We start from the raw sequence: 22,069 nt of genomic DNA, 5'->3' as shown, positions 1-22,069 counted from the left end.
CTGTTTCATCGGACTTTGGCTGCTTATTTGTGCGTGCTTTGTTTTGTATGGATATCGGACACAATGACAGCACAGAACAGCGACACACAAACAGACCAACTCTTTTTGATCGCCGAGCAATTATCGGCGGATTTTTCACTTTTCCCTGAGTACGAAGACAACGCCGTTGACCACAGTGTTAAAGGCTTGGTGGCGCCAACCCAGTGTGAGGCCGAGCTGAAACGCTTACGCCAGCTCAACATCGACGACTACATCGAACAGGTGGTTGCGCCCAGCGAAAGTGCCTCACGCACCAGCGCCAAGGCCATCGTCAAACATCTGATTTTGCGTACCATTACCGAAGTCGAAGATGGCCCTTTGTACACCTGCGAAGCCGACATGGATTTTGCTGGCCAAGTGCGCCGTGTCGGTTTTATTTGTCAAAACCGCGAGCACGCCAACGGTGTCTGGGGCCCGCAGCATCATAATCGTGCCGCCCAACAGGCGCGCGCATTCGCCCGCCGTGCCATGCCGATTGTGACTTTCATCGACACGCCTGGGGCCGATGCTGGCGAAGTGGCCAATGCCAATAACCAAGCGCACTCGATTTCGCACTTAATCACCGAAATGGCCAACAATGAAGTGCCGGTGCTGGGCATTATTTGGGGGGCTGGCTACTCCGGCGGCGCCATTCCTTTGGCCACCAGCAATATTTTATTGTCGGTCCGCGATGGCATTTTCAATACCATTCAGCCGCAGGGCTTGGCGAGCATTTCGCGCAAGTACAATTTGTCTTGGCAAGAATGTGCCAAGTACGTCGGCGTCAGCGGTTATGAGCTGCGCAAAGCCGGCATCATCGATGGCATTATCGATTATGCGCCCACGGATGCCGATGAAAAACGCTTTAATCTGCATCAAGCCATTGTCACCGGCATTCAGTCCATTGAAGCCAGTGCTGCCGATTTTGCTCGCAGCAACCCCTATTTAATGGAACATTATCAGCGCTCGGTCGAGCGCTTTTTATCGCCATCAGAAAAATTGGTCGCGCTGGAACAGGCCTCTAATTTCTTTCTCGCGCAAACCCCGACTGAGCACCTGAACATTTTTGGCCTGACCTACAAGTACACTCGTTACCTCAGTTTGCGTCGCCGCATTCATGCCACCACGGTGGAAAACTACGGCCGTTTGGCTGAAAACGAGGTGCCCGAAGGCCAGTTGCAACAACGCCTGGAGCGCGAGGCTCAGCGCAAATTCCGTAATTGGCTGCAAGCACCCGAAAAAATCGTTTACGACGATACGCTGCACAAAAGCTGGAAGTCGTTCTGGAGCAAGTATGAAGAGCGCGATGAAAGCCGCTCGACCATTGCCCGCTTATTTTTGGGCGAGCCCAAAAACAACTACTTAAAAGCCAAGCAAGAGCTGTGCTTCAACCTCGGCTTATATTTATTTAATCGCTGGAAATCCGATGCCAGCGTGAACTTCCAAGGTTTGCTCAACTACCTGGAAGACTACAAGCAAAGTCGCTTTATGCTGCGCGCCAACGACATTCTCGATGCCGTCGCCGTAGCCGACTTTATTGAAAAAAACCCTCACCCGCTGGCGGTCTATATTCGCGACAGCCTGCCGCATGAAACGCGCCAAGACATTACTCAGGCGCTGGCCCAAGAACGCCAAAAAGGGGATTTAAAGCAGTCTCTGGCTGCGGCGCTCAACAGCGTATTGAACAGCGACTTAATTCCAGAAGACATTCGCAACGAACTGAAACTGTCGACTCGCACCCAAGCCTTGGTGGGCAGCATTGTCAGCGTCAAAGTCGAAGCCAACCGCCGCATTTTAGAAGAAGCGCTGGCGCCTTATATTCAGTTCCGCCAAGAAAGCATTCAAGACCCAGCGCATCCAGACATCACCATTTTGGATGCCATTTTGCACGATGAGCTGCGCTATGAGTTCAGCCAGGTGTGTCAGAACATGCTGGTGTTTGGCCGTTTGTATGACAACTTCATCAGCAATCTGGTCAACGTGGCGAAAGAAGCCAATGAAAGCCGCAGCCTGTCACGCGAGTCGGTGAAAGCGTTATTGGATCAATCGCTGGCCGAAGCCACCTCAGGTGATAGCTATACGCCGCAAGAACGTGAATCCTTTAACCACTGGTTGAGCTATTTCATTAAGAGTGGCAACCGTGGCGCCTTCCTGAAGTCGGTTGAAGAGTGGAAAAAACTGGCCTTCCCCCGCTTATCCGACACCCTGTTTGTGGTCATCACCTTTATTTTTGAAAAACTACTGGCGGAGTATCACGCGGCCGAGCAAGAAGGCAAAAGCTACAACGGCCGCATTATTCCTGTGTCCATTGGTCGCCGCAAAGACTTCTGGAACCGCTTGACCATGGCCTACCACGACCTGTTGATTCAACAGGTTCTGGATAACACCAAGCGCCAGAAAAAGACCTCGGCCAACGCCTTGCTGGAGCGCTTCTTCGGCGATTTCGAAGAGCTCAATGCCAATTTAATGTCGGCAGATCCGGTCGGCTTCCCAGGTTTTCGCGCTTCCATTGAAGCAGCACTGAATAAAAACATTAAACCTTGCGGCGTCATTACCGGTATTGGCACTATCAAAATCGGTGAGCGTGAGCAACAAGTCGGTGCACTGGTGTCTAATCTGGATTTCCAAGCCGGTGCTTTTGATATGGCCAGCGCCGAGAAATTCTGCAAACTGATGGTGGAGTGCGCCAAGCGTCAACTGCCCATCGTGTGCTTTGTTTCTTCTGGTGGCATGCAAACCAAAGAAGGGGCAGCAGCCCTGTTTTCTATGGCCATCGTTAACGATCGCATTACACGTTTTGTGCGCGATAACGATTTGCCCATCGTCATTTTTGGTTTTGGCGATTGCACCGGTGGTGCACAGGCCAGCTTTGTGACTCACCCACTGGCGCAAACCTATTATTTCTCTGGCACCAACATGCCATTTGCCGGACAAATTGTGGTGCCGTCTTACTTGCCGAGCACTTGCACACTGTCGAATTATTTGTCGGTGTCGCCGCACGCCATGCATGGCTTGGTGCAGCATCCATTCTTTGAGGATTTGGATGAACAACTGCGCGCCATCGACCCAGACATGCCCGTCGCCCGCCATACAGTAGACGACGTGCTAGAGCGCGTACTCGAAGGTTATGTAGACGCCGAGCGCCTAGTACCCGATACCGGCGAAATGGCCAACCAGCAGAAAAAATACGGCAAAATCGATAAAGTCTTAGTGCACGCACGTGGCTGTACTGCGGTTAAGCTGGTGCGCAAAGCGCAAGAAAATGACATTAAAGTGGTGCTGGTTCAGTCCGACCCAGACATGGACTCAGTGCCCGTCGATATGCTGGGGCCACAAGACCGCGTGGTTTGCATTGGCGGCAATACGCCAGACGAATCGTACCTCAATGCCAAATCCGTATTGCGCGTTGCTGCCCATGAGCAAATCGACGCCCTGCACCCGGGCATTGGTTTTTTATCTGAAAGCAGCCAATTTGCTGCGCTATGTGGCAACCACGATATCAACTTCGTTGGCCCGCCAGTGTCGTCGATGGAAACCATGGGCAATAAATCCAACGCCATTAACACGGCCATGGGCGTTAAAGTGCCGGTCGTGCCAGGCTCCCATGGCATTTTGACCAGCTCCGCTAACGCCGCCAATGTGGCGGAGGAAATTGGCTACCCAGTATTATTAAAAGCCGTGCATGGCGGTGGCGGTAAAGGCATTCAGGTGGTGGAGTCGGCGGATAAAATTCACGCCCTATTCCATCAGATTTCCACCGAAGCCAAAGCAGCGTTCGGTAATGGCGATGTTTACCTAGAAAAATACGTTACCTCGCTGCGCCATATTGAAGTGCAGGTACTGCGTGATAGCCACGGCAATACCCGCATTCTTGGATTACGTGACTGCTCAGTACAACGCAACAACCAGAAGATTTTCGAAGAGTCAGGCTCAACCATGCTGCCACGCGAGCTGGAGCAGTCGGCCTATGACTATGCCGAAAAACTGGCCGATGCCGTTAATTATGTGGGCGCAGGTACCGTCGAGTTTATTTTTGACCTCGATAGCATGTCGATTTACTTCATGGAAATGAACACTCGACTGCAGGTCGAGCACCCGGTAACAGAGCTGGTGTCTGGTATTGATATTGTCAGCGAGCAATTCCGTATTGCCGAAGGCAAAGACATTGCTGAACTGCAACCAAAATCCAATGGCTACGCCATTGAGGTACGGGTCAATGCAGAAAAAGCCGTGATCAAAGGCGATAAAGTTGAATTTGTGCCAAACCCAGGCACCATTCGTGAATGCGTATTGCCAGAGTACGATCATATTGAGCTGATCTCGATGGCAGCGCCAGGTAAGCAAGTATCGCCTTTCTACGACAGCATGGTGGTGCAAATCATCTGCTACGGCAAAGACCGCGCCGACACCATCGCCAAGCTGCGCAGCTATTTGGATGAAGTACGCATCACTGGCGTATGCACCAACATCGCCCTACTCAAACGTGTGCTGGATGACGACGTGTTCTGCCACGGCGAGTACGACACCGGCTACTTACCTAAACTGCTGCAGCGCTTAGACGTCGATGCATTAATTGCCGACATCGAGCAAGCAGCCGACTTAAGTGCCGACGCTGTCGATGCCAGCGCCCTGCGCATCGAAGGCTCGGATGAACTGAAAGTGCTGTCGCCATCCACCAGTATTTTCTACGGTACCCCCTCTCCGACGGAGCCAGCCTTTGTGCGTGAGGGCGATATCATTGAGGTCGGCCAAACGCTGTGCCTGATGGAAGCCATGAAAATGTTCACGCCGATGACGCTGGCACAGTTTAACCGCGCGGATGCCGAGCTGTATCCAGCCACACAGCGCTATAAAGTCACTCGCATCATGAATGCCGATGGCCAACAAGTGAACCAAGGTGATCTTTTATTCGTTGTCAAACCAGTTAGCAACAACGAATAGGCCTCTTTAGCCAGCCGTGTTACCAAGCGCCCCAAGAGGGCGCTTTTTTGTGCGCAGAAACTGCACACCCTTCTTCCATTTGCACCATCATTAAACAACAACCGGCTTTTTTTGCCGGTTGACCTGTCGCAGGTCTGCGTGTCTAGTGAACAACAGCACAATCGTGACTGTGCTGGTTGAGTGGTCCCACTGGGCTTAGTCGCCCGAAAACCCAAAAACAGATCACAAAACAACCAACCAGCAGCGATGACTGCAACAGAATAATAACCTTGGCACTGTATTTGATACTGCCTTCGATAAGGCTTCAAAGTCACAGAGCAACAGCCCTATTCTGGGCACATAAAAACCATGGAGAATCACAGCATGAAAAAACTGGCTTCTATTCTGACAGCCACCCTGGCACTGGGCATCAGCACCACCGCCACCGCGGGCACGCTGGAGGACGTCAAAAAGCGCGGCACCCTTTCTTGCGGTGTGAGCACAGGCCTAGCAGGTTTTTCGCAAAAAGATGAAAAAGGTCAATGGAGCGGCATGGATGTTGACGTGTGCCGAGCTGTGGCAGCCGCTGTGTTAGGTGATGCCAGCAAGGTAAGTTACAAGCCATTAACGGCCAAAGAGCGTTTTACCGCACTGCAGTCAGGCGAAGTCGATGTCTTGTCGCGCAACACCACCTGGACTCATACCCGCGACACCTCATTGGGGCTTAACTTCGCTGGCGTTAACTATTACGACGGCCAAGGTTTTATGGTGTCAAAAAAAATCGGGGTTAAAAGTGCTCTTGAGCTGAATGGCGCTGCAGTCTGTATTCAGGCCGGTACCACCACCGAGCTGAACCTGGCCGACTATTTCCGCGCCAATGACATGGAATATACCGCCGTCACGTTCGACACCTCAGATCAAACCCGCGCCGGTTTCGAAAGCGGCCGCTGTGACGTGCTGACTTCTGATCAGTCACAGCTGTACGCCATTCGCATTGGCCTGAAAAACCCATCCGATGCCGTGGTATTGCCAGAAGTGATTTCCAAAGAGCCACTGGGCCCTGTAGTGCGCCAAGGTGACGACGCTTGGTTTAATATCGTCAAATGGTCCCTAGCCGCCCTGATTGAAGCCGAATATTTAGGCGTTACCAGCGCCAACGCCGAGCAAATGGCCAAAAGCGGCAGCCCTGAGCAACAGCGTCTGTTGGGTACCACAGGTGACAGCGGTGAAAAAATGGGCTTAAGCAAAGACTGGGCTAAAAACATTGTCATGCAGGTCGGCAACTATGGCGAAATCTTTGAACGCAATGTTGGCATGTCCTCACCACTGCAAATTGCACGCGGTCTTAATGCGCAATGGAATAAAGGCGGCATCCTCTACTCCAACCCAATTCGCTAAACACTGCTAACACAGTTTGCCCGCTCTTTTTTAAGGGCGGGCTTTATTATTGGGCCCAAGAGAGGACACTATGAGCGCAGTCAAACGCCCCGAAGGCAGCAAATCGGCTCCGGCGTTCTACAACAACCCCAATGTACGCGCCGTGTTTTATCAGCTTCTGCTGGTGGCAACACTGGGGTACTTGGTATTTTTAATCATTGCGAACACCTTGGCCAACATGGAAGCTAGGGGCATTAAAACCGGCTTTGATTTTTTAACCACCACCGCCGGCTTCGACATTTTAATGTCGTTGATTCCCTACGATGCCACAGACACCTACCTACGAACCTTCTTTGTCGGCTTATTGAACACCATTTTGGTGTCGGCCGTTGGCATAGTGTTGGCGACCATGGTCGGCTTTATTATGGGCGTTGCCCATTTTTCCAAAAACTGGCTGGTTACCCGACTGGCCGTTGCCTACGTGGAAACCTTTCGCAACATTCCACTGCTATTACAGATTTTCTTCTGGTACTTCGCTGTTCTAGCGGCGCTACCCAGCGCCAGAAACAGCATGAGCCTGGGCGAGGCCGTCTTCCTTAACGTTCGTGGCTTGTATTTACCCGCCCCCGTAGAAGAAGCCGGCGCTACTGTGTTCTACATCGCGGTAGCCGTTGCCATTGCCGCCATCATTTGGCTGCACCGCTACGCCAAAAAACGCCAAGATGACGAAGGTGTGCAGCTGCCGGTATGGCGCTTGTCACTGGGCATCTTGATCGCTTTACCCGCGCTGGCCAGCGTGATCGGCGGTGCGCCTTTTTCCTTTGAATACCCAGAGTTGCGCGGCTTTAACTTTCGCGGCGGCATTACCGTAATCCCTGAACTGATGGCCCTAGCCTTAGCCTTGACGGTGTACACCGGAGCCTTTATTGCCGAAGCGGTGCGCGCCGGCATTCAAGCCGTGCCCCACGGACAAACCGAAGCCGCCCGCAGCATTGGCCTAAAAGAAAGCAAAATCATGAAGCTGATCATTGTGCCCCAAGCCATGCGCGTGATTGTGCCATTGCTCAACAGTGAGTATCAAAGTCTGGTGAAAAACTCGACCCTAGCGACCGCCATCGGTTACCCAGATTTGTTCACCGTGTTTGTCGGCACCTCACTCAACCAAACGGGCCAGGCCATTGAAATTGTATTTATGACTCTGGCGGTTTACTTCGCCGTGAATATGACCATTTCCTTGTGCATGAACCTGTTTAACCGTCGTGTCAGCCTGGTGGAGAGAAAATAGTATGTCCAGTAGCTCCCATCACACTACCCGGGTATTTGAACCCAAACCGTCACAGCCGGCGCCCGTTACCGCCGCTGGCCCGATTGCCTGGCTGCGCAACAACCTGTTTGCTGGCCCACTGAACAGCATCACTACCTTGGTGATTGTCGCTTTCTTTTTATGGGCGATTCCGCCGCTGCTGGACTGGCTTTTGTGGTCAGCCGATTTTTCTGGCACAACGCAGCAAGACTGCACCAGCAGCGGTGCTTGCTGGGTATTTATTCAGGCTTGGTCACAGCAGCTGTTTTATGGCTCATTTCCCGACACAGAGATCTGGCGTATCAATCTGACTCTGGTGCTATTAGCACTGGTGCTATCGTCACCCTACTGGCTGCCGCATCATTTGCGTAACCGCTTAGACTTGGCGCTGTTGGTGATTTTTCCGTTTGTGGCCATCGCCATTTTGGATGGTCGTATCTTAGGGCTGGAATACGTCAGCACGGATTTTTGGGGTGGCTTTTCGCTGAACTTATTACTGGCCTCTGCCAGTATTATTCTCGGCATGCCGCTGGGCTTTTTATGGGCCCTTGGCCGCCGCTCTAACATGCCAATGGCGCGCTCGATCAGCGTTATTTTGATTGAGTTTTTCCGTGGCGTGCCGGTACTGGCCTTGTTCTTTATGGGCTCAGTCATGTTGCCGTTGTTCTTCCCCGAAGGCACTAACGTCGACAAACTACTGCGGGTGTGGATCGTGCTCACCCTGTTTATGGCCGGCTACATGGCCGAGGTTTATCGCGGTGGTTTTCAAGCCATCCCCAATGGCCAATACGAAGCTTCCGCTGCGCTGGGCTTAAGCTATTGGCAAACCACCTTATTGGTGATTTTGCCGCAGGTGATCAAGGTCTCTATGCCGAACATTTTGGCCACCTCGATCATGCTATTTAAGAACACCACCTTCTTGCTGATCATTGGTATTTTCGAGGTGCTCAGCACGGCACAAACCGCTTTAACCAACTCAAACTGGCTGGGCGGCTATGCCACCGAGGCCTATTTATTTGTTGGCGTGGTGTATTGGATATGCTGCTTTGGCATGTCGCGCGTTGCCGCCAACATCGAGAAAAAACTGGATACCAGCCACCAATCTTGACGGAATTACACCATGACTGAAGTAAACAACCGCCCAGAACAAGAAGCTCAGGACGACGTCATCGTCATTTCCGACCTGAACAAATGGTATGGCGATTTCCATGTGCTGAAAGACATCAACCTCACCGTCAAAAAAGGCGAGCGCATTGTGATCTGCGGCCCTTCTGGGTCTGGTAAATCCACCATGATTCGCTGCATCAATCGCCTGGAAGAGTTCCAACGGGGCTCACTGGTGGTCGATGGCATAGAAATGATTGATGACGTAAAAAACATTGAAGCCATTCGCCGCGATGTCGGCATGGTGTTTCAGCACTTTAATCTATTTCCACATTTGACCATTTTAGAAAACCTCACCCTCGGGCCTATTTGGGTGCAAAAAAAGCCCAAAGACGAGGCCGAAGCCATCGCCATGAAATATCTGGAGCGGGTTAAAATTGCCAATCAGGCAAGCAAATACCCAGGCCAGCTGTCTGGCGGTCAGCAACAACGCGTGGCGATTGCCCGCTCACTGTGCATGTCACCACAAATCATGTTGTTCGATGAGCCAACCTCAGCACTGGACCCAGAAATGGTTAAAGAGGTACTCGATGTCATGATCGAGCTGGCCGAAGAAGGCATGACCATGCTGTGTGTGACCCACGAAATGGGCTTTGCCAAGAAAGTTGCTGATAGAGTGATCTTTATGGACGGCGGCGAAATTGTGGAGCAAAACACTCCTGACACATTCTTCGCCAACCCAGAAACCGACCGCTTGCAGTTATTCCTGAGTCAGATTCTGGAGCACTAAATTAAACAAGGGCGCCTAGGCGCCCTTGTTTAATTCCCAACTAGAAACCTAATACCACCTGATGCTGCTCTTCGAGCTCGGGTTTGCACAAGGTAATGCGAGCCGCCAAGGTTTGATCATTGTCATCTTGTGACTGCGCCAAATACTGCTTGATCCATTGCGCACGCTGAGTGGCCAGTGCTGGCCAGTTATCTGGGGCATCGGTTTTAGCAAACTGCGGACACGCTTTTAATTCCAGTTCGGTTTTTTCTTGCATAATGGCCGCGACTTTATCGAGCTGTGCGCGCTGCTGGTCATTCAGTGACTCTTGCTCGGCGCTGAACACCACGGCATCTAAGCGTATGGCCATCAGCTTCGAGCCGGCATAATCCGCCAGGCTCAACAAGGTTCCGTAAGGCACTAGGCTTTGCTTTAAATAATGCATGGTCGCTGTGCGCAACGCCAAGGTCGCCAGCTGTTTGCTCAAATCATTTAAACCAACATCTGGGCTGGCTAAATCGCCCGACAATGGCACGTTTAAGCGAATATTGCCGTTATCGTCACGCAGCAGCGACAACGCCGTATCCACTGGCATCGATATTTGCTGGCTGACCCGCTCGATGACTGCATCATTTTCCGGCTCGAAGCGCGCATTGCGCAGCAAAATATCCACATCACCTTGCAGCTGTCCCTCATCAAAGCCGACTTCGGCCTTAAGGTTAAGCTGGCCGCGCTCGGCGTGATAGCCCATTGCCCGAGCGAGATAGCCGTTATACGGCACCAGATTTAACTGCTCCACGGTAAAGGTGAGCTGGCCTTGCGGGAAAATCACCTGCTCGCGTTTAAAGGTGGTGAGCTTGCCTTGAGAGTGAATACGGTTGTAGTCGTCCAATGCCAGCTCAAGGTTAAAGTCGAGGGGCTGTTTCAAGCCACTGGGCTGTTGCGAGCCACTGGCCTGCCATTGCAACGGGCTCACTTCCAACGCTTTGATCGACACGCTTTGCTCCAGCGTCGGCATCACCGACGCATCACGCAGCTCAAGGCGCGATGGCTCACCGCGTTGGCGCAATCCAGCCAGCTCAATGTTGGGCGTGCTTGGCTCAGATGTGCTTGGCCTAGGTGTGTTTGACTCGGTCGCGGCTGGCTCAGATAGCGTTTGCTGAGCCTCAGGCTCATCAGTAACGCTCTGCTCTGGCGCTGCGGAGGCCAACTCTGCATTAGCAGCCTGTGACTGGGGCGGCAAGCCAATCAGCTCACCTTGCTCATCCAGCGTGAGGTTCAGCTCCAGCCCCTGATATTCATGCCAGCCGGTGCGAATTTGCTCGGCACTCAAGGCCAACTCATCGACGGCGTAGCTGGCCAAACTCAGCAAGGGTTGCTCGCTGTCACCAATGCGCAATTGCTCTAACTGCAACGACTGAAGTTCAGCAGCCTGTGGCTTTGCCTGCTGCCAGCGCAATTGCGCCAACGACAACTCAGCCAGCGCTAAGGGCGGCGCTTGGCTATGGGCCAGGGCCGCCTCACTTAAACGCACGTCACCTTGCCAGTCTGACATGCCTGCGCCGAGCTGACCTTGAACGTGCAAGTTAAAATCGGCCGTTAACTGCCCATCGAGATTCAAACCACGCAATTGCAGTTGCAGCTCGTGCGTCATGGCCTCGCTCAAGGGCCAAGTCAGGTTTTTGCCAGTCAGGCTCAGCGCCACTTGACCCGCGCTGGCCGGCGCTTGCGCGGCCCGCCAGCGAATATCAGGGGTCAGTTGCCATTGATCGACGCGAACACGCCACGCCAAAGGGGCGGCTTCTTCGGCTTCAGCTTCAGCTGCGGCAGGCGGCTCGCCGGTTTCGGCTAATGGCAGGTTAAGGCCAGCAACCATCAGCTGCGGCTTACTTTCGGGCGCATTGATGTCGCCGCTTTGCTCGACTTGCACTGTCAGCCCCAGCAGCTGTAAGTCGGTAATGTGCAGATATTGCTGCCATAAAGAGGGCGTGTGCCACTGCAGTTGCAGCTGCTGCAGTTGGGTTTGCTCGCCGCTGGCATGGCCCGGATGGCGCAAGGTCAGTTGGTGCAAAGTCAGTTCACCGGCAAAGGGCGAGAAGGTCCACCGCTCGGCATCAATGCCGTAACCGTCGCCTTGTTGCTGATACCAGCGATCTGCCCACCATAGCCCCAACCCCGGAGCCAAATACAAGCCCAGCAGAGGCACAATGACCATCACCGCCAACAGCCAGCCGATCCAGCGCAAACGCATCACTTCTTATCCTTCGCTTTAACAGGCGGCTACTCTAGCATGCGCCTCTGACGTGACCAATGTCGCCATGAATGAGCACAAAAAAGCCGGCGTCAGGCGCCGGCTTGGTTTTGCTCAACCTAGGCCGAGCCAGTTCAGTCGTAATCAGGCTCGACCAAATGCGGCATGGAGCGCACGATGTAGGTGTACATGGTGGGCACCACGTACAGCGTCAGCAAGGTACCAAAGGTCATACCACCGACAATGACCCAGCCAATTTCCTGACGGCCCTCGGCACCGGCACCGGTGGCCATTGCCAGCGGCAAGGTACCCAGCACCATGGAGCCTGCGGTCATCAAGATAGGGCGCAAACGCAATACCGAGCCTTCGATAATGGCTTCGAACTTCTCTTTGCCCTGCTCACGCAGCTGGTTGGCAAACTCCGTCATTAAGATCCCGTGCTTGGTAATCAGACCAATCAAGGTAATCAGGCCAATCTGGCTATAAACGTTGAGCGTACCGCCGGTCATGTGCATGGTCAGCAAGGCACCCAAAATCGCCAGCGGCACGGTTAGCATAATGACCATGGGCGAGCGGAAACTCTCAAACTGCGCGGCCAACACCAGGTAAATAAAGCCCAGTGCCAATACGAAGGTGACCATCAGAGTATTGCCAGATTCGATGTACTCGCGAGCTTGGCCGCCGTAATCGAACTGAATGCCCTGAATATCCATGTCAGCGGCGGTCTCCTCCACCACACTGCGCAGCCAAGTCAGCGCTTCACCTTGGGTGATGCCAGGCGTCAAGCTGGCCTGAATGGTGGCCGAACGTAACTTGTTAAAGTGGTTCAGCTCTTTCGGCGCCACCGACTCAGTCACCGTGACCAGGTTCGACAGCTGCACCATGACGCCAGTGTTGTTGCGCACATAAATCTCGCTCAGCGCTTCTGGCGTGGTACGGGCACTGTCTTCAACTTTAACAATGACATCGTACTGCTCATTGCCCTGGCGATAGCGGTTGACCGTGGTGCCGCCCAGCAAGGTCGATAGCGTGCTGGTGATGTCGGTGATTTGCACACCCACAGCCGCGGCTTTATCGCGGTTCACATTGACCACCAGCTCAGGCTTGTTGAGCTTCAAATCGACATCCGGGTTGGCCAACTTGCCACTGGCGTACACCTTGCCCATTACCGCACCGACCAAGCGTTGCAAGTCGGCAAAGTCGCCGGTTGACTGAATCACCAACTCCACTGGGCGTGCAATTGGGCTTTGCCCCAACGATGCCGGCAACACCGGAAACGACATAATGCCTGGAATGCCCGCAAACATAGGGCCACGTAGCTCGCCGGCAATGGCTTGCGCTGGACGCGCGCGCTCATCCCAATCTTGCAGGCCAGCAAAGGCAATGATGTTGCTCTCGGTAGGGAACAGGCCAGTGATAACGAAGTAGCGCTCCACCTCTGGCACGCCGGAGAACACGCCTTCCAACTGGCGGCTGTAGCGATCCAAAAACTCGGTGGTCGAGCCTTCTGGGCCAATACCAAAGCCAATGATGGTGCCACGGTCTTCCGTCGGTGAGAGCTCAGATTTCAAGCTGGTAAAGCTGAAATACAACCCCACCAAGCAAGCCAAACCAATGGCCAGCACCACTGGACGCGCTTTTAACGAGACCTTGAGCGAGCGACGATAAGCGTCTGCCATGCCATCCAATACGCGCTCACCCCACAAATAGAATTTGCCGTGGTTTTCATGTTTCAGCAAACGCGAGCACATCATGGGCGACAAGGTCAGTGCCACAAAACCGGACACCAACACCGCACTGGCCAAAGTCAAAGCAAACTCAGCAAACAACTTGCCGGTACGGCCTTCGGTAAAGGCAATGGGCGCAAACACCGCCACCAGGGTGATGGTCATGGCGATGACGGCAAAGCCGATTTCTTTCGAGCCTTTAAACGCCGCCTGAATCGGGTGCATGCCCTCTTCAACGTGGCGATAAATGTTCTCCAGCATGACGATGGCGTCGTCCACCACCAGGCCAATGGCCATCACGATGGCAAGCAAGGTCAAGGTGTTGATGGAGTAGCCCAGCGCGAACATAAAGATGAACGAACCAATCAAGGACACCGGAATGGTCACCAGTGGAATCAAGGTCGCTCGCGCAGAACGCAAGAACAGGAAAATCACCAAAATCACCAAAATCGCTGCTTCGATAATGGTGCTGTATACGGCTTTAATCGAGCGATCGATAAAGATGGACGAATCGTACGCCACCTGAATTTCCATGCCCTCGGGCAGCATCGACTCCACCGATGGAATCATTTCACGAATGCCTGCCGACACATCCAACGGGTTAGCCACCGACTGCTTTACAACCCCGAGTGCAACGGCAGTTTCGCCATTAAAACGCACGCTGCCGCGATCTTGCTCCGAGCCAATGCGTACACGAGCCACGTCAGAAAGACGCACTAGGTAGCCATCGTCATCGCGCAAAATCACTTGCTCAAATTGCTGAGGCTGAGTCAGATCCGTTTGCGCCAGCACGGTAAACTCACGGGTTTGTGAGCGAATGCTGCCGGACGGCACTTCCAAGTTCTGACTGCGCAATGCATTGGCAATGTCGACCACGGTTACGCCGTAGGCGGCCATGCGTTGTTTATCCAGCCAGATGCGCATGGCGTAGCGACGCTCACCAAAAATACGCACCTGCGCAACGCCTTTCACCGTTTGCAGCCGGTCTTTTACCAAACGGTCAGCAAAATCCGTCATTTCCAACGGGGTATGGTTGGGGCTAGAAAACGCCAGATACATAATCGGCTGAGCGTTGGCTTCTACTTTCGCCACCACCGGCTCATCGATGTCGTCGGGCAACAAGCCACGCACACGCCCTACCCGGTCACGCACATCCGACGCCGCGGTATCGGCGTCGCGATCGAGGTTAAAGTTGATGGTGATCTGACTTTTACCTGAGCTGGACGACGAGGTCATAAAATCGATGCCCTCAATGCCGGACAACGAATCCTCCAGCACATTGGTCACCTGCGATTCGACAATGCTGGCATTGGCACCGTCGTAAATGGTTTCTACCGACACCGTCGGCACATCAATGTTGGGGTATTCGCGCACCGTCAAACGCTCGTAAGCGATGAGGCCAACCAACAAGATCAGCAAACTCATCACCGTGGCCAGCACTGGGCGACGAATGGATATTTCCGATAACACCATAAAGTGTCAGCTCCTTATTGCTGCTCAGGCTGAGGCAAGTTAACAGGCACAGCAGGCGCACCCGGTTGCAGTTTCATTTGACCGGCGGTGACCACAATGTCGCCAGCGGCCACACCTGAGGTGATGCGAGCGCGACCTTGTTGGCGCAAACCAACGGTGACCGGGTTAATCTGCACCTTGCCATCGACCAGCTTATAAATCAGTTGCTGCTTGCCCTGGGGCACCAAGGCTTCTTCGAGCACCATCAGGGCGTTGTCGATGTCCGCCAGGTTTAACTCGACGCGGGCAAACAAGCCCGGCTTTAACAGCCCAGCGTCATTATTAATGGCCGCCAAGACTTTAAAGCTGCGGCCATTAACATCCACGGCGGGAGAAATGGCGTAAATTTCGCCTTGGAATTTCTCACCGGGCAAGGCATCAACGCTGACCGCTACTGACAGGCCTTCGCTCAACTCACGCACGTACACTTCTGGCACGCGAAACTCGAGCTTCAACGGATTAGTAGCCACCAAAGGCGCCATGGCTTCGCCGGGCGAGACGTATTTGCCAACGCTGACCTGACGCAGCCCCATCACGCCAGCAAACGGTGCGGTTAACGTCATTTTGGCGACACGCTCGCGTGCCAGCTCAACTTCCGCTTCGTCGATACGCAGTTTGGCCAGTGCGGCATCACGGTCGGTGGCGCTGCCGACGTTCTTTTTTAACAGCTCACTGGCACGACGATATTCCAACTCATTGAGCGCTCGGCTGGCTTGCGCCTGCGCCAACTGCGCCCGTTCGATGGAGCTGTCTAAGGTAAACAGCACATCGCCGGCTTGCACCGCTTGACCTTCTTGAAAATGAATTTTGCTGATGCGCCCTGCCACTTCCGGGCTGATGGTGACGCTCTCGTCGGCACTTAAGGAGCCAACGAGTTCAATCGTGCGGCTCACCGTTTCAGCGTTAACCACTTGGGCTTCGACCGGCATGGGAGGCCGTTCGGCGGCCGTGGCCGTGCCACTGACGACTGTCAGTGCCATCATGAATGTCGGGAACAACCCCTTAAATAGCGGAAATTGCATACCTGTGCCTCTAGCTCTGCGTTTTCTGTGTTGACCTGGCCACCGCGCCCGGCCGCGTTCGGTGCGGTAATAAAGCCTTAGCCCACAGACTATGAATGATGAAAACCTACGACGAATGGACGCCAACATCGCGCCCACACAGCCCCGGCCAGCGTGCGGAGCCGCAGGAGGCGCTACATTACCCGCAATCGGTAACGGCTGGCCAGTAGTGAACAATCTATGCCAGTACGCGAACAATAACAGGTTTATCAAAGGCGCCTTTTTACCAAAGGCACCTTTAAGTAACCCGGCGCCCGCCCTGGATCACCAGCGAACTCAAAATCACGAGCTTTGTGTGCCGCTCAGCAAAAACCAGCGACACCGAGTTGGAGTGCTATGGCGATTCCTGCACGGCACGGCAATCCTCTGGGTTGCGCAGCGGGCAGTCGGCTAAGGATAGACAGCCACAGCCAATGCAACTGTCGAGTTGCGTTTGCAGTAGGGTTAGGTCGGCGATTTTTTGTTGCAGCAATTGTTGCCACTGGCGCGACATCGCTTGCCACTGTTCAGCACTCGGTGCTTTGTCTTGCGGCAACACAGCCAAAGCCTGGTGAATGTCTTTCAATGCAATGCCCGTGCGCTGTGCGACTTTAATCACCGCAATGCGCCGCAGCACATGGCGACTGTAACGGCGGTGGTTGGCATTGTTACGCCAGCTCTTTATCAAGCCTTGGGCCTCATAAAAATGCACCGTCGACACCGGAATATCACAGCGCTGTGCCACATCCCCCACACTGAGCGCACTTTTGCTGGCGGCGAGTGGTTTCACCATCTTGTTGACCTCAAGTTATATTGAGCTTTTAGAGTAGCGCCAACTTAACTTATTGAGAAGACTATTTATGACGAGGGTTATAACCAACGCGTCACTTTTACCCACCGCCGAGCGCGCCGCTGCACACGCGCCCAGCTCACACTGGAAACTGATGGCCGTCGCCATGCTGATTGGCCTTAACTTGCGCCCGGCCCTGGCCGCCATTGGGCCATTGGCAGACACCTTACAAGCCGACTTGCAGCTCAACTACACCGCCCTTTCCTGGCTGACCTTGTTGCCTGTATTGGCCATGGGGCTGGGGTGTTTTCTCACTCTTAAACTTCGCCAACACATAAGCACCCATCGCTTAATACAGCTTTCACTGGGTTTATTACTGCTGGCCAATGGCCTTCGCGGCGTGGATGTTGGTCAATGGAACTTTGCTTTATTGGTGCTGACCTCGCTGCTGGCAGGTGCCGGCATCGCCGTCATTCAGGCCGCCATGCCGGTTGTGATCAAACAACTGGCCGGCCCGCACAGCGCCCGAATTATGGGCTTTTACGTGGCCGCCATCATGGCCGGTGCCGCTTGCGCCGCCAGTTTAACGCCCTATGTATTCCAATGGAGCGACAACTGGCACTTAGCCCTGGCCAGCTGGGCCGTGGTGGCCATCATCGCCCTATTTATTTGGTCGGATTGGCGCGACGCATTCCCCACCCCAGGCTCTGTGCCAGCCCAAGCTTACTGGCTGGCCACACCGCGTTTGCTGTCGCTGACGACCACGTTTACGCTGGCCGCCGCCGGCTACGTCTGCGTATTGGCCTGGTTGCCGCCGTTTTTACTCGACCAAGGCTTGGATGCGACCCAGTCGGGTTTGTGGCTAGGCTATTTGACCGCCATCGAAGTGGTGGCGGGTTTTATTTTCCCTTACCTGGCCAGCCGCAGCGATGATCGACGCTGGGCATTATTTACCGTGCTGGCACTGTCCATCAGCGGCTTTCTCTGGCTGGCGTTGGCGCCCTCACACGCCAGCGTGTGGATTCCCATGACCTTGCTGGGTTTAGGCATTGGTGGTCAGTTTCCACTGGTCATGATCATCACCATGGACCACCACCCCGACGCGCAAAAAGCCGGAGCGCTGACTGCATTAGTGCAAGGCTATGGCTATAGCTTGGCTGCCTTTATGCCGTTATTAATGGGCGCACTGAGGGATTATTTAGGCAGCTTTAATAACGCCTGGCTGGTGCTGGCGCTTATGTATGCTTTGGTGATCGTCTTGATAAGCCGCTATAACCCCAAACACTACCCGGCACTGCGGAGAACGAGCGAAGGCACGTAACCTCCAAACGCCAAACCCTATGCGCTCCTTGAGGTTATCCCTCACGCCGGGCAGGCAAACGACTGAAAGCGTACATCGAGGCAGTTTCTGCTAGGCGAAAAGTAATAAAAAAAGCGCAGCTTACCTGTAATATGTGAGCATTTTTTGAGCTTTTTAACGCAGCAGAAACAACGTAGATAGCTTTAAAATTCTCTAAGCCCTATGCCCTCCTTGAGGGATCTTATCCCTCACGCCGGGCGGGCGAGCTCCCTGCTTTGCGCTGCGCAGGCCGTGAATCCTGAGTTGCCAATGCTGTGGTCGCCGCAACGCCAACAGCCTGCATCCAAGCAGGATGTTGGCTGGTGCTGCCGTCCGGGCAGCCCCTACGGGCACAGCCATTGCCAACTCAGGCGGCCTGCTAAGGCGCGGAGAACCTAGGCGCGAGAGCGAGTTCAAATCTTAGAATGAATACCGTGCGAAAGCTACCGACATACTATGTCGCTTGACAGCCTTGCGAGCAGAATTCCTTCCTGGTAGCTTAATTATCAATAACATCAAAACACTGATAATTGTCGCTTAGCTTTGATACCACTGTTGGCCTGAAAACTAGGCAGGCACACTTTTCCAATAGGAAATATGAGAAAAACAGGGATATCCAATCGTGACTCAATGGACTAGTAGAAAGTCCTCGAATAATTCCAGCTGGAAAGGCTGACACTAAGGCCAATAGTCTATTGGCCCTAATTGATGATGCCAAGGTAATAAAATGAGTAGAAAATTAATAATATTTGGAAATGGATTGGGAATGGCTTTAGACCCTGATCACTTTTCATTAACGACAGCACTTGAAGACATATGGAATAAAGAAAATTTCTTAACACCGGAGCAGAAGCAATTAATTGAACGATGCCTTGGGCGCACGGGAGCTCCAAAAGGCGAGCATGAACTAGACACCTTGCACCAAGCTGTTACGTACTGCAAAGCTCTAAATCGAATTGGACAAGGAGATGTTCACTGGCTTACTGAGGACGGCCGGGGTTTTCCTGAAATTACAGCCCAATACATTCATAAAGTAGCAACTAAACTCCACAACTATGATGGAAACTTACCTGACCAGTTCGAAAACAACCTTGTTAATTTCATCAAAAATACTCGTTCACATGTTGCAACGCTCAACTATGACAAATTGCTATACAATTCTTTCATAGACAATGATATTGTCACTGGCTATGACGGCTATTTAGTTGATGGGATGTTGAATAGTGGTTTTTCACCCGATGCACTTGAGCGTAAGTACGATAAAAAATACGGATACTACCTGCACCTCCACGGCTCCCCTCTTTTCGTTAATGACGGCCAACAAACATCGAAGCTAAGTCGAAACCAATTAACTGTCGACAGGAATGAGGCTAGCGAGCATATAGTCTTGACCCATGTAAAGCATAAGCCATCTGTTATTGCAGCCTCTCATGTTTTATCAACATACTGGGATTACTTACAGTTTGCTCTTTCTGAGGCCGATGAAATAATACTATTTGGATATTCAGGCCTAGACAAACACCTAAACCTGCTTCTTCGTCCATATTTAACTGCAAAATCTATACGAGTTATTGAGTGGGATGGCGCCGGCCAACAAGATGAGCGAAATAGATACTGGAGTGCAACACTAGGTCATACAGCTGAGATCGTAAGACTAGAAAATGTTACTGATTTTATAAATTGGTAAACAATAGGGTTAACAAAGCATTTAAGAAATAAAAGCGAGGCAGCATCACTAAACAAAATAATCGGGCAGTCACCACAGGGGCAGCATCAAAGAAAAAGCTATTGCCTTGACGATCAAATACTGGTCAGATTAAGAATCATATATGCTCTCCTAACCATATAAAAACCTCGTATTAGCTACGGGGTTTTAACCATCACATTACTGACAGTGAAGACCGCTATACGGCTTCGCTTCAGGGGTCATATGAATGCTGGTGGTAAAGGTCTGCATGCCAAAGTCTAAGCTAAACAAGCTTGCACGATAACCCGACTCAGGTGCCTCGAGCGGCTTAGAAAATGCGTAGTACATTTTAGAGCGGCCATCACCATCCGGATCTTTAAACTCGACTTTCATATGCTTGGCGCGCAACGTCTTGCTCTTCCAAGCCTCATCGCCAGCGACGTTTAAACGATAATCCAGTGTTTCGTTATCAGCCGTCCAAAACTCAACGTTCATGGGGATCTTAGAAGAGTACACAGTCAATACGTTGTTTTCGCGATCAGCTTCCCAAAAGATATGCGGCGCAGAGCGTCGACCATTGCGATCCAACACCTTACTCGCAAATGCAAAGCCCGACATAATGGCGTCTTCTGGAAGATTGTGACTGGCATTAGGAACAAAGCGAATGTTCTTAGGGCCAGACACTTGGTCCCAGTAGTTCAAACTGTTGGTATTTTGAAAGAACTCATCCGAGGTACCATTCAGAATGAATTTTGGCAGACCGGCCATTCTGTCCTGATACTCGATCGGGTCCACGATGTCGAGCAACTTCTGACCGTCTTCGGTTTTGAAACGGCATGGCAAGTTTTTGCCGGTATAGGTGTGCAAGATTGGATAGTAGTCGCCAATGGCTTCGTACTGATTTTCCAGCGACTTATCAATATCCAATACGTCGATAACCGCCGGCACAATGCCTTGTACGCGATGATCAACGGCGGCGGTTAGCCAAGTAGTCCAACCACGCTTAGAGCCGCCCACCATAGAAAAGCGGTCAACATAAAGGCCATGGTATTCATCCAAAAACTCAGTACTGGCATCCATGGCTTTCACCACGGATTTCACCATCGGCAAATACAGCGGCCATTCCTCATTGCCCGTATCTAAGAACAATTCAAAAGAGCGCGAGACCAAATTGTCTTCCTGCATTTCTTTGGCACCTTCACCATCGACCACATAAGACCAAGGCTCATTGGGTACCTGGCGAACTTCAATCACGATTTTATTAAACTTTGCCGCCACCTTGCCGAACAAGTCATCAAATTTAGAGTCACGCAAGTGCGTTCCACCCGCCACGTAAACAATGGCTGAATCGGTACGCCAAGCCAGCTTGCCATACGGCTTATCCGCTAACTTCTTAGGGAAGTAAAACATCACATCGTGCTGCCAGATCGGGCGGGTTGTTTCTTTTTCCGTCAGCCACTGCTGAGACGTTACCAATACCTCATGGCCAACGTAAAAACCCTTGTCTTCTGTGCGAACATATTCCCAATCGAACTTGCCATCATCCTTTGCCAAGTAGCGATCTAATGCGGTTTCCGCTTGCGCGAATGCTGTTAGCATCAGCGAGACAGCCAGCAGAACTGCCGACCTGAAAAACATCACTGTTTTCATGGTATTCCTTATATATTTTGAATCGAATTGAGCAAAAATCAGACTGATACAGCCTAAAATTCGGGCGGAATTATAGACATAAGGGAAATAGATAGACAGCCAATTAGGCAGTGGTTTTTAGCCGGCAGAAACATGATAGCTATGCAAACACCTCGCTAAACGCCATGCACTCCTTGAGGTTGTTGTAGTGGTCTAATTCACCCGGACACCTCGTTAAGATAGTATTCATACCAACCGAGGTGAACGATGACAACAGAGAAAAAACGGCGCAAGTTTACGCCTGAGTTCAAGAAAGACGCAGTAGCTTTGATTACCGAGCAAGGCTACTCCTTTGCCAAAGCAGCCCTGGCGGTTGATACCAGTGAGAACAACCTTCGACGCTGGAAAAAAGAACTGGAACTCGAAGCTTCAGGCGAGTCTTTAGCGGCCGATGAGCGCGCAGAGCTGAAGCGCTTGAGGCGTGAAAATAAAGAGCTGCGCTCAGAGAAGGAAATCCTAAAAAAGGCCAGCGCCTTCTTTGCGAAAGAAATGAAATAAAGTACGACTTTATCCGTCAGTGGGAGGATGATGGCAGTGTCACGC

Annotated in this window: 13 protein-coding genes; 8 read left to right on the top strand and 5 right to left on the bottom strand. The window is 52.5% G+C overall.

Translation table 11 applies throughout. From position 1 onward, the window contains the following. The first annotated feature begins 63 nt into the window (after positions 1-63). The 5 genes from IE090_RS14125 (at position 64) to IE090_RS14105 (ending at position 9,512) form a co-directional block, all read left to right on the top strand. Positions 64-4,959: an ATP-binding protein gene (locus IE090_RS14125; RefSeq protein ID WP_189389216.1), complete on the top strand. Its 4,896-nt coding sequence runs from the start codon at positions 64-66 to the stop codon at positions 4,957-4,959. 363 nt (positions 4,960-5,322) lie between these two features. Next, positions 5,323-6,336 carry an amino acid ABC transporter substrate-binding protein gene (locus tag IE090_RS14120; RefSeq protein ID WP_189389212.1) on the top strand — a complete coding sequence of 338 codons (1,014 nt, stop codon included), beginning with the start codon at positions 5,323-5,325 and terminating at the stop codon, positions 6,334-6,336. 70 nt (positions 6,337-6,406) lie between these two features. Continuing rightward, positions 6,407-7,600, top strand: coding sequence for an amino acid ABC transporter permease (locus IE090_RS14115; protein ID WP_189389209.1), 1,194 nt, complete (start codon positions 6,407-6,409; stop codon positions 7,598-7,600). Position 7,601: 1 nt separating this feature from the next. Then, on the top strand, positions 7,602-8,726 hold the full coding sequence (locus tag IE090_RS14110) for an amino acid ABC transporter permease (RefSeq protein WP_189389206.1): 1,125 nt from the start codon (positions 7,602-7,604) through the stop codon (positions 8,724-8,726). A 12-nt stretch (positions 8,727-8,738) separates the two neighbouring features. Further along, positions 8,739-9,512 carry an amino acid ABC transporter ATP-binding protein gene (locus IE090_RS14105; RefSeq protein ID WP_189389203.1) on the top strand — a complete coding sequence of 258 codons (774 nt, stop codon included), beginning with the start codon at positions 8,739-8,741 and terminating at the stop codon, positions 9,510-9,512. A gap of 40 nt (positions 9,513-9,552) precedes the next feature. On the opposite strand, the gene IE090_RS14100 is transcribed toward IE090_RS14105, so the two are convergent. The 4 genes from IE090_RS14100 to soxR form a co-directional block, all read right to left on the bottom strand. Beyond that, complete coding sequence (locus IE090_RS14100) at positions 9,553-11,742, bottom strand: DUF748 domain-containing protein (protein WP_189389200.1); 2,190 nt, start codon at positions 11,740-11,742, stop codon at positions 9,553-9,555. A 134-nt stretch (positions 11,743-11,876) separates the two neighbouring features. Then, complete coding sequence (locus IE090_RS14095) at positions 11,877-14,942, bottom strand: efflux RND transporter permease subunit (protein WP_189389197.1); 3,066 nt, start codon at positions 14,940-14,942, stop codon at positions 11,877-11,879. 14 nt (positions 14,943-14,956) lie between these two features. After that, complete coding sequence (locus tag IE090_RS14090) at positions 14,957-16,003, bottom strand: efflux RND transporter periplasmic adaptor subunit (protein ID WP_229815781.1); 1,047 nt, start codon at positions 16,001-16,003, stop codon at positions 14,957-14,959. Positions 16,004-16,376: 373 nt separating this feature from the next. Further along, positions 16,377-16,814 carry a redox-sensitive transcriptional activator SoxR gene (soxR, locus tag IE090_RS14085; protein WP_189389191.1) on the bottom strand — a complete coding sequence of 146 codons (438 nt, stop codon included), beginning with the start codon at positions 16,812-16,814 and terminating at the stop codon, positions 16,377-16,379. Positions 16,815-16,881: 67 nt separating this feature from the next. On the opposite strand from soxR, the gene IE090_RS14080 reads away from it, so the two are divergent. After that, positions 16,882-18,132, top strand: a complete 1,251-nt coding sequence (locus IE090_RS14080) for an MFS transporter (protein WP_189389188.1) — start codon at positions 16,882-16,884, stop codon at positions 18,130-18,132. Between the two features lie 745 nt (positions 18,133-18,877). Continuing rightward, positions 18,878-19,837 (top strand): DUF4917 family protein, encoded by a 960-nt coding sequence (locus IE090_RS14075; protein ID WP_189389185.1) that lies wholly within the window; start codon positions 18,878-18,880, stop codon positions 19,835-19,837. 198 nt (positions 19,838-20,035) lie between these two features. Here the strand turns inward: IE090_RS14075 and IE090_RS14070 are convergent, their stop codons facing one another. Further along, positions 20,036-21,436: a PhoPQ-activated protein PqaA family protein gene (locus IE090_RS14070; RefSeq protein ID WP_189389182.1), complete on the bottom strand. Its 1,401-nt coding sequence runs from the start codon at positions 21,434-21,436 to the stop codon at positions 20,036-20,038. 297 nt (positions 21,437-21,733) lie between these two features. On the opposite strand from IE090_RS14070, the gene IE090_RS14065 reads away from it, so the two are divergent. After that, complete coding sequence (locus tag IE090_RS14065; RefSeq protein WP_189389180.1) at positions 21,734-22,024, top strand: transposase; 291 nt, start codon at positions 21,734-21,736, stop codon at positions 22,022-22,024. Positions 22,025-22,069 lie beyond the last annotated feature (45 nt).

The organism is Bacterioplanes sanyensis (assembly GCF_014652515.1).
Taxonomy (GTDB): domain Bacteria; phylum Pseudomonadota; class Gammaproteobacteria; order Pseudomonadales; family Oceanobacteraceae; genus Bacterioplanes; species Bacterioplanes sanyensis.
The sequence above is the reverse complement of the archived record's forward strand: the minus strand, read 5'-3'. Positions and strand labels throughout refer to the sequence as shown.

What these genes read in the sequence shown, in the direction of transcription:
- IE090_RS14125 (WP_189389216.1), top strand. Translation starts at nt 64, where the DNA reads ATGACAGCACAGAACAGCGACACACAAACAGACCAACTCTTTTTGATC.
- IE090_RS14120 (WP_189389212.1), top strand. Translation starts at nt 5,323, where the DNA reads ATGAAAAAACTGGCTTCTATTCTGACAGCCACCCTGGCACTGGGCATC.
- IE090_RS14115 (WP_189389209.1), top strand. Translation starts at nt 6,407, where the DNA reads ATGAGCGCAGTCAAACGCCCCGAAGGCAGCAAATCGGCTCCGGCGTTC.
- IE090_RS14110 (WP_189389206.1), top strand. Translation starts at nt 7,602, where the DNA reads ATGTCCAGTAGCTCCCATCACACTACCCGGGTATTTGAACCCAAACCG.
- IE090_RS14105 (WP_189389203.1), top strand. Translation starts at nt 8,739, where the DNA reads ATGACTGAAGTAAACAACCGCCCAGAACAAGAAGCTCAGGACGACGTC.
- IE090_RS14100 (WP_189389200.1), bottom strand. Translation starts at nt 11,742, where the DNA reads ATGCGTTTGCGCTGGATCGGCTGGCTGTTGGCGGTGATGGTCATTGTG.
- IE090_RS14095 (WP_189389197.1), bottom strand. Translation starts at nt 14,942, where the DNA reads ATGGTGTTATCGGAAATATCCATTCGTCGCCCAGTGCTGGCCACGGTG.
- IE090_RS14090 (WP_229815781.1), bottom strand. Translation starts at nt 16,003, where the DNA reads ATGCAATTTCCGCTATTTAAGGGGTTGTTCCCGACATTCATGATGGCA.
- soxR (WP_189389191.1), bottom strand. Translation starts at nt 16,814, where the DNA reads ATGGTGAAACCACTCGCCGCCAGCAAAAGTGCGCTCAGTGTGGGGGAT.
- IE090_RS14080 (WP_189389188.1), top strand. Translation starts at nt 16,882, where the DNA reads ATGACGAGGGTTATAACCAACGCGTCACTTTTACCCACCGCCGAGCGC.
- IE090_RS14075 (WP_189389185.1), top strand. Translation starts at nt 18,878, where the DNA reads ATGAGTAGAAAATTAATAATATTTGGAAATGGATTGGGAATGGCTTTA.
- IE090_RS14070 (WP_189389182.1), bottom strand. Translation starts at nt 21,436, where the DNA reads ATGCTAACAGCATTCGCGCAAGCGGAAACCGCATTAGATCGCTACTTG.
- IE090_RS14065 (WP_189389180.1), top strand. Translation starts at nt 21,734, where the DNA reads ATGACAACAGAGAAAAAACGGCGCAAGTTTACGCCTGAGTTCAAGAAA.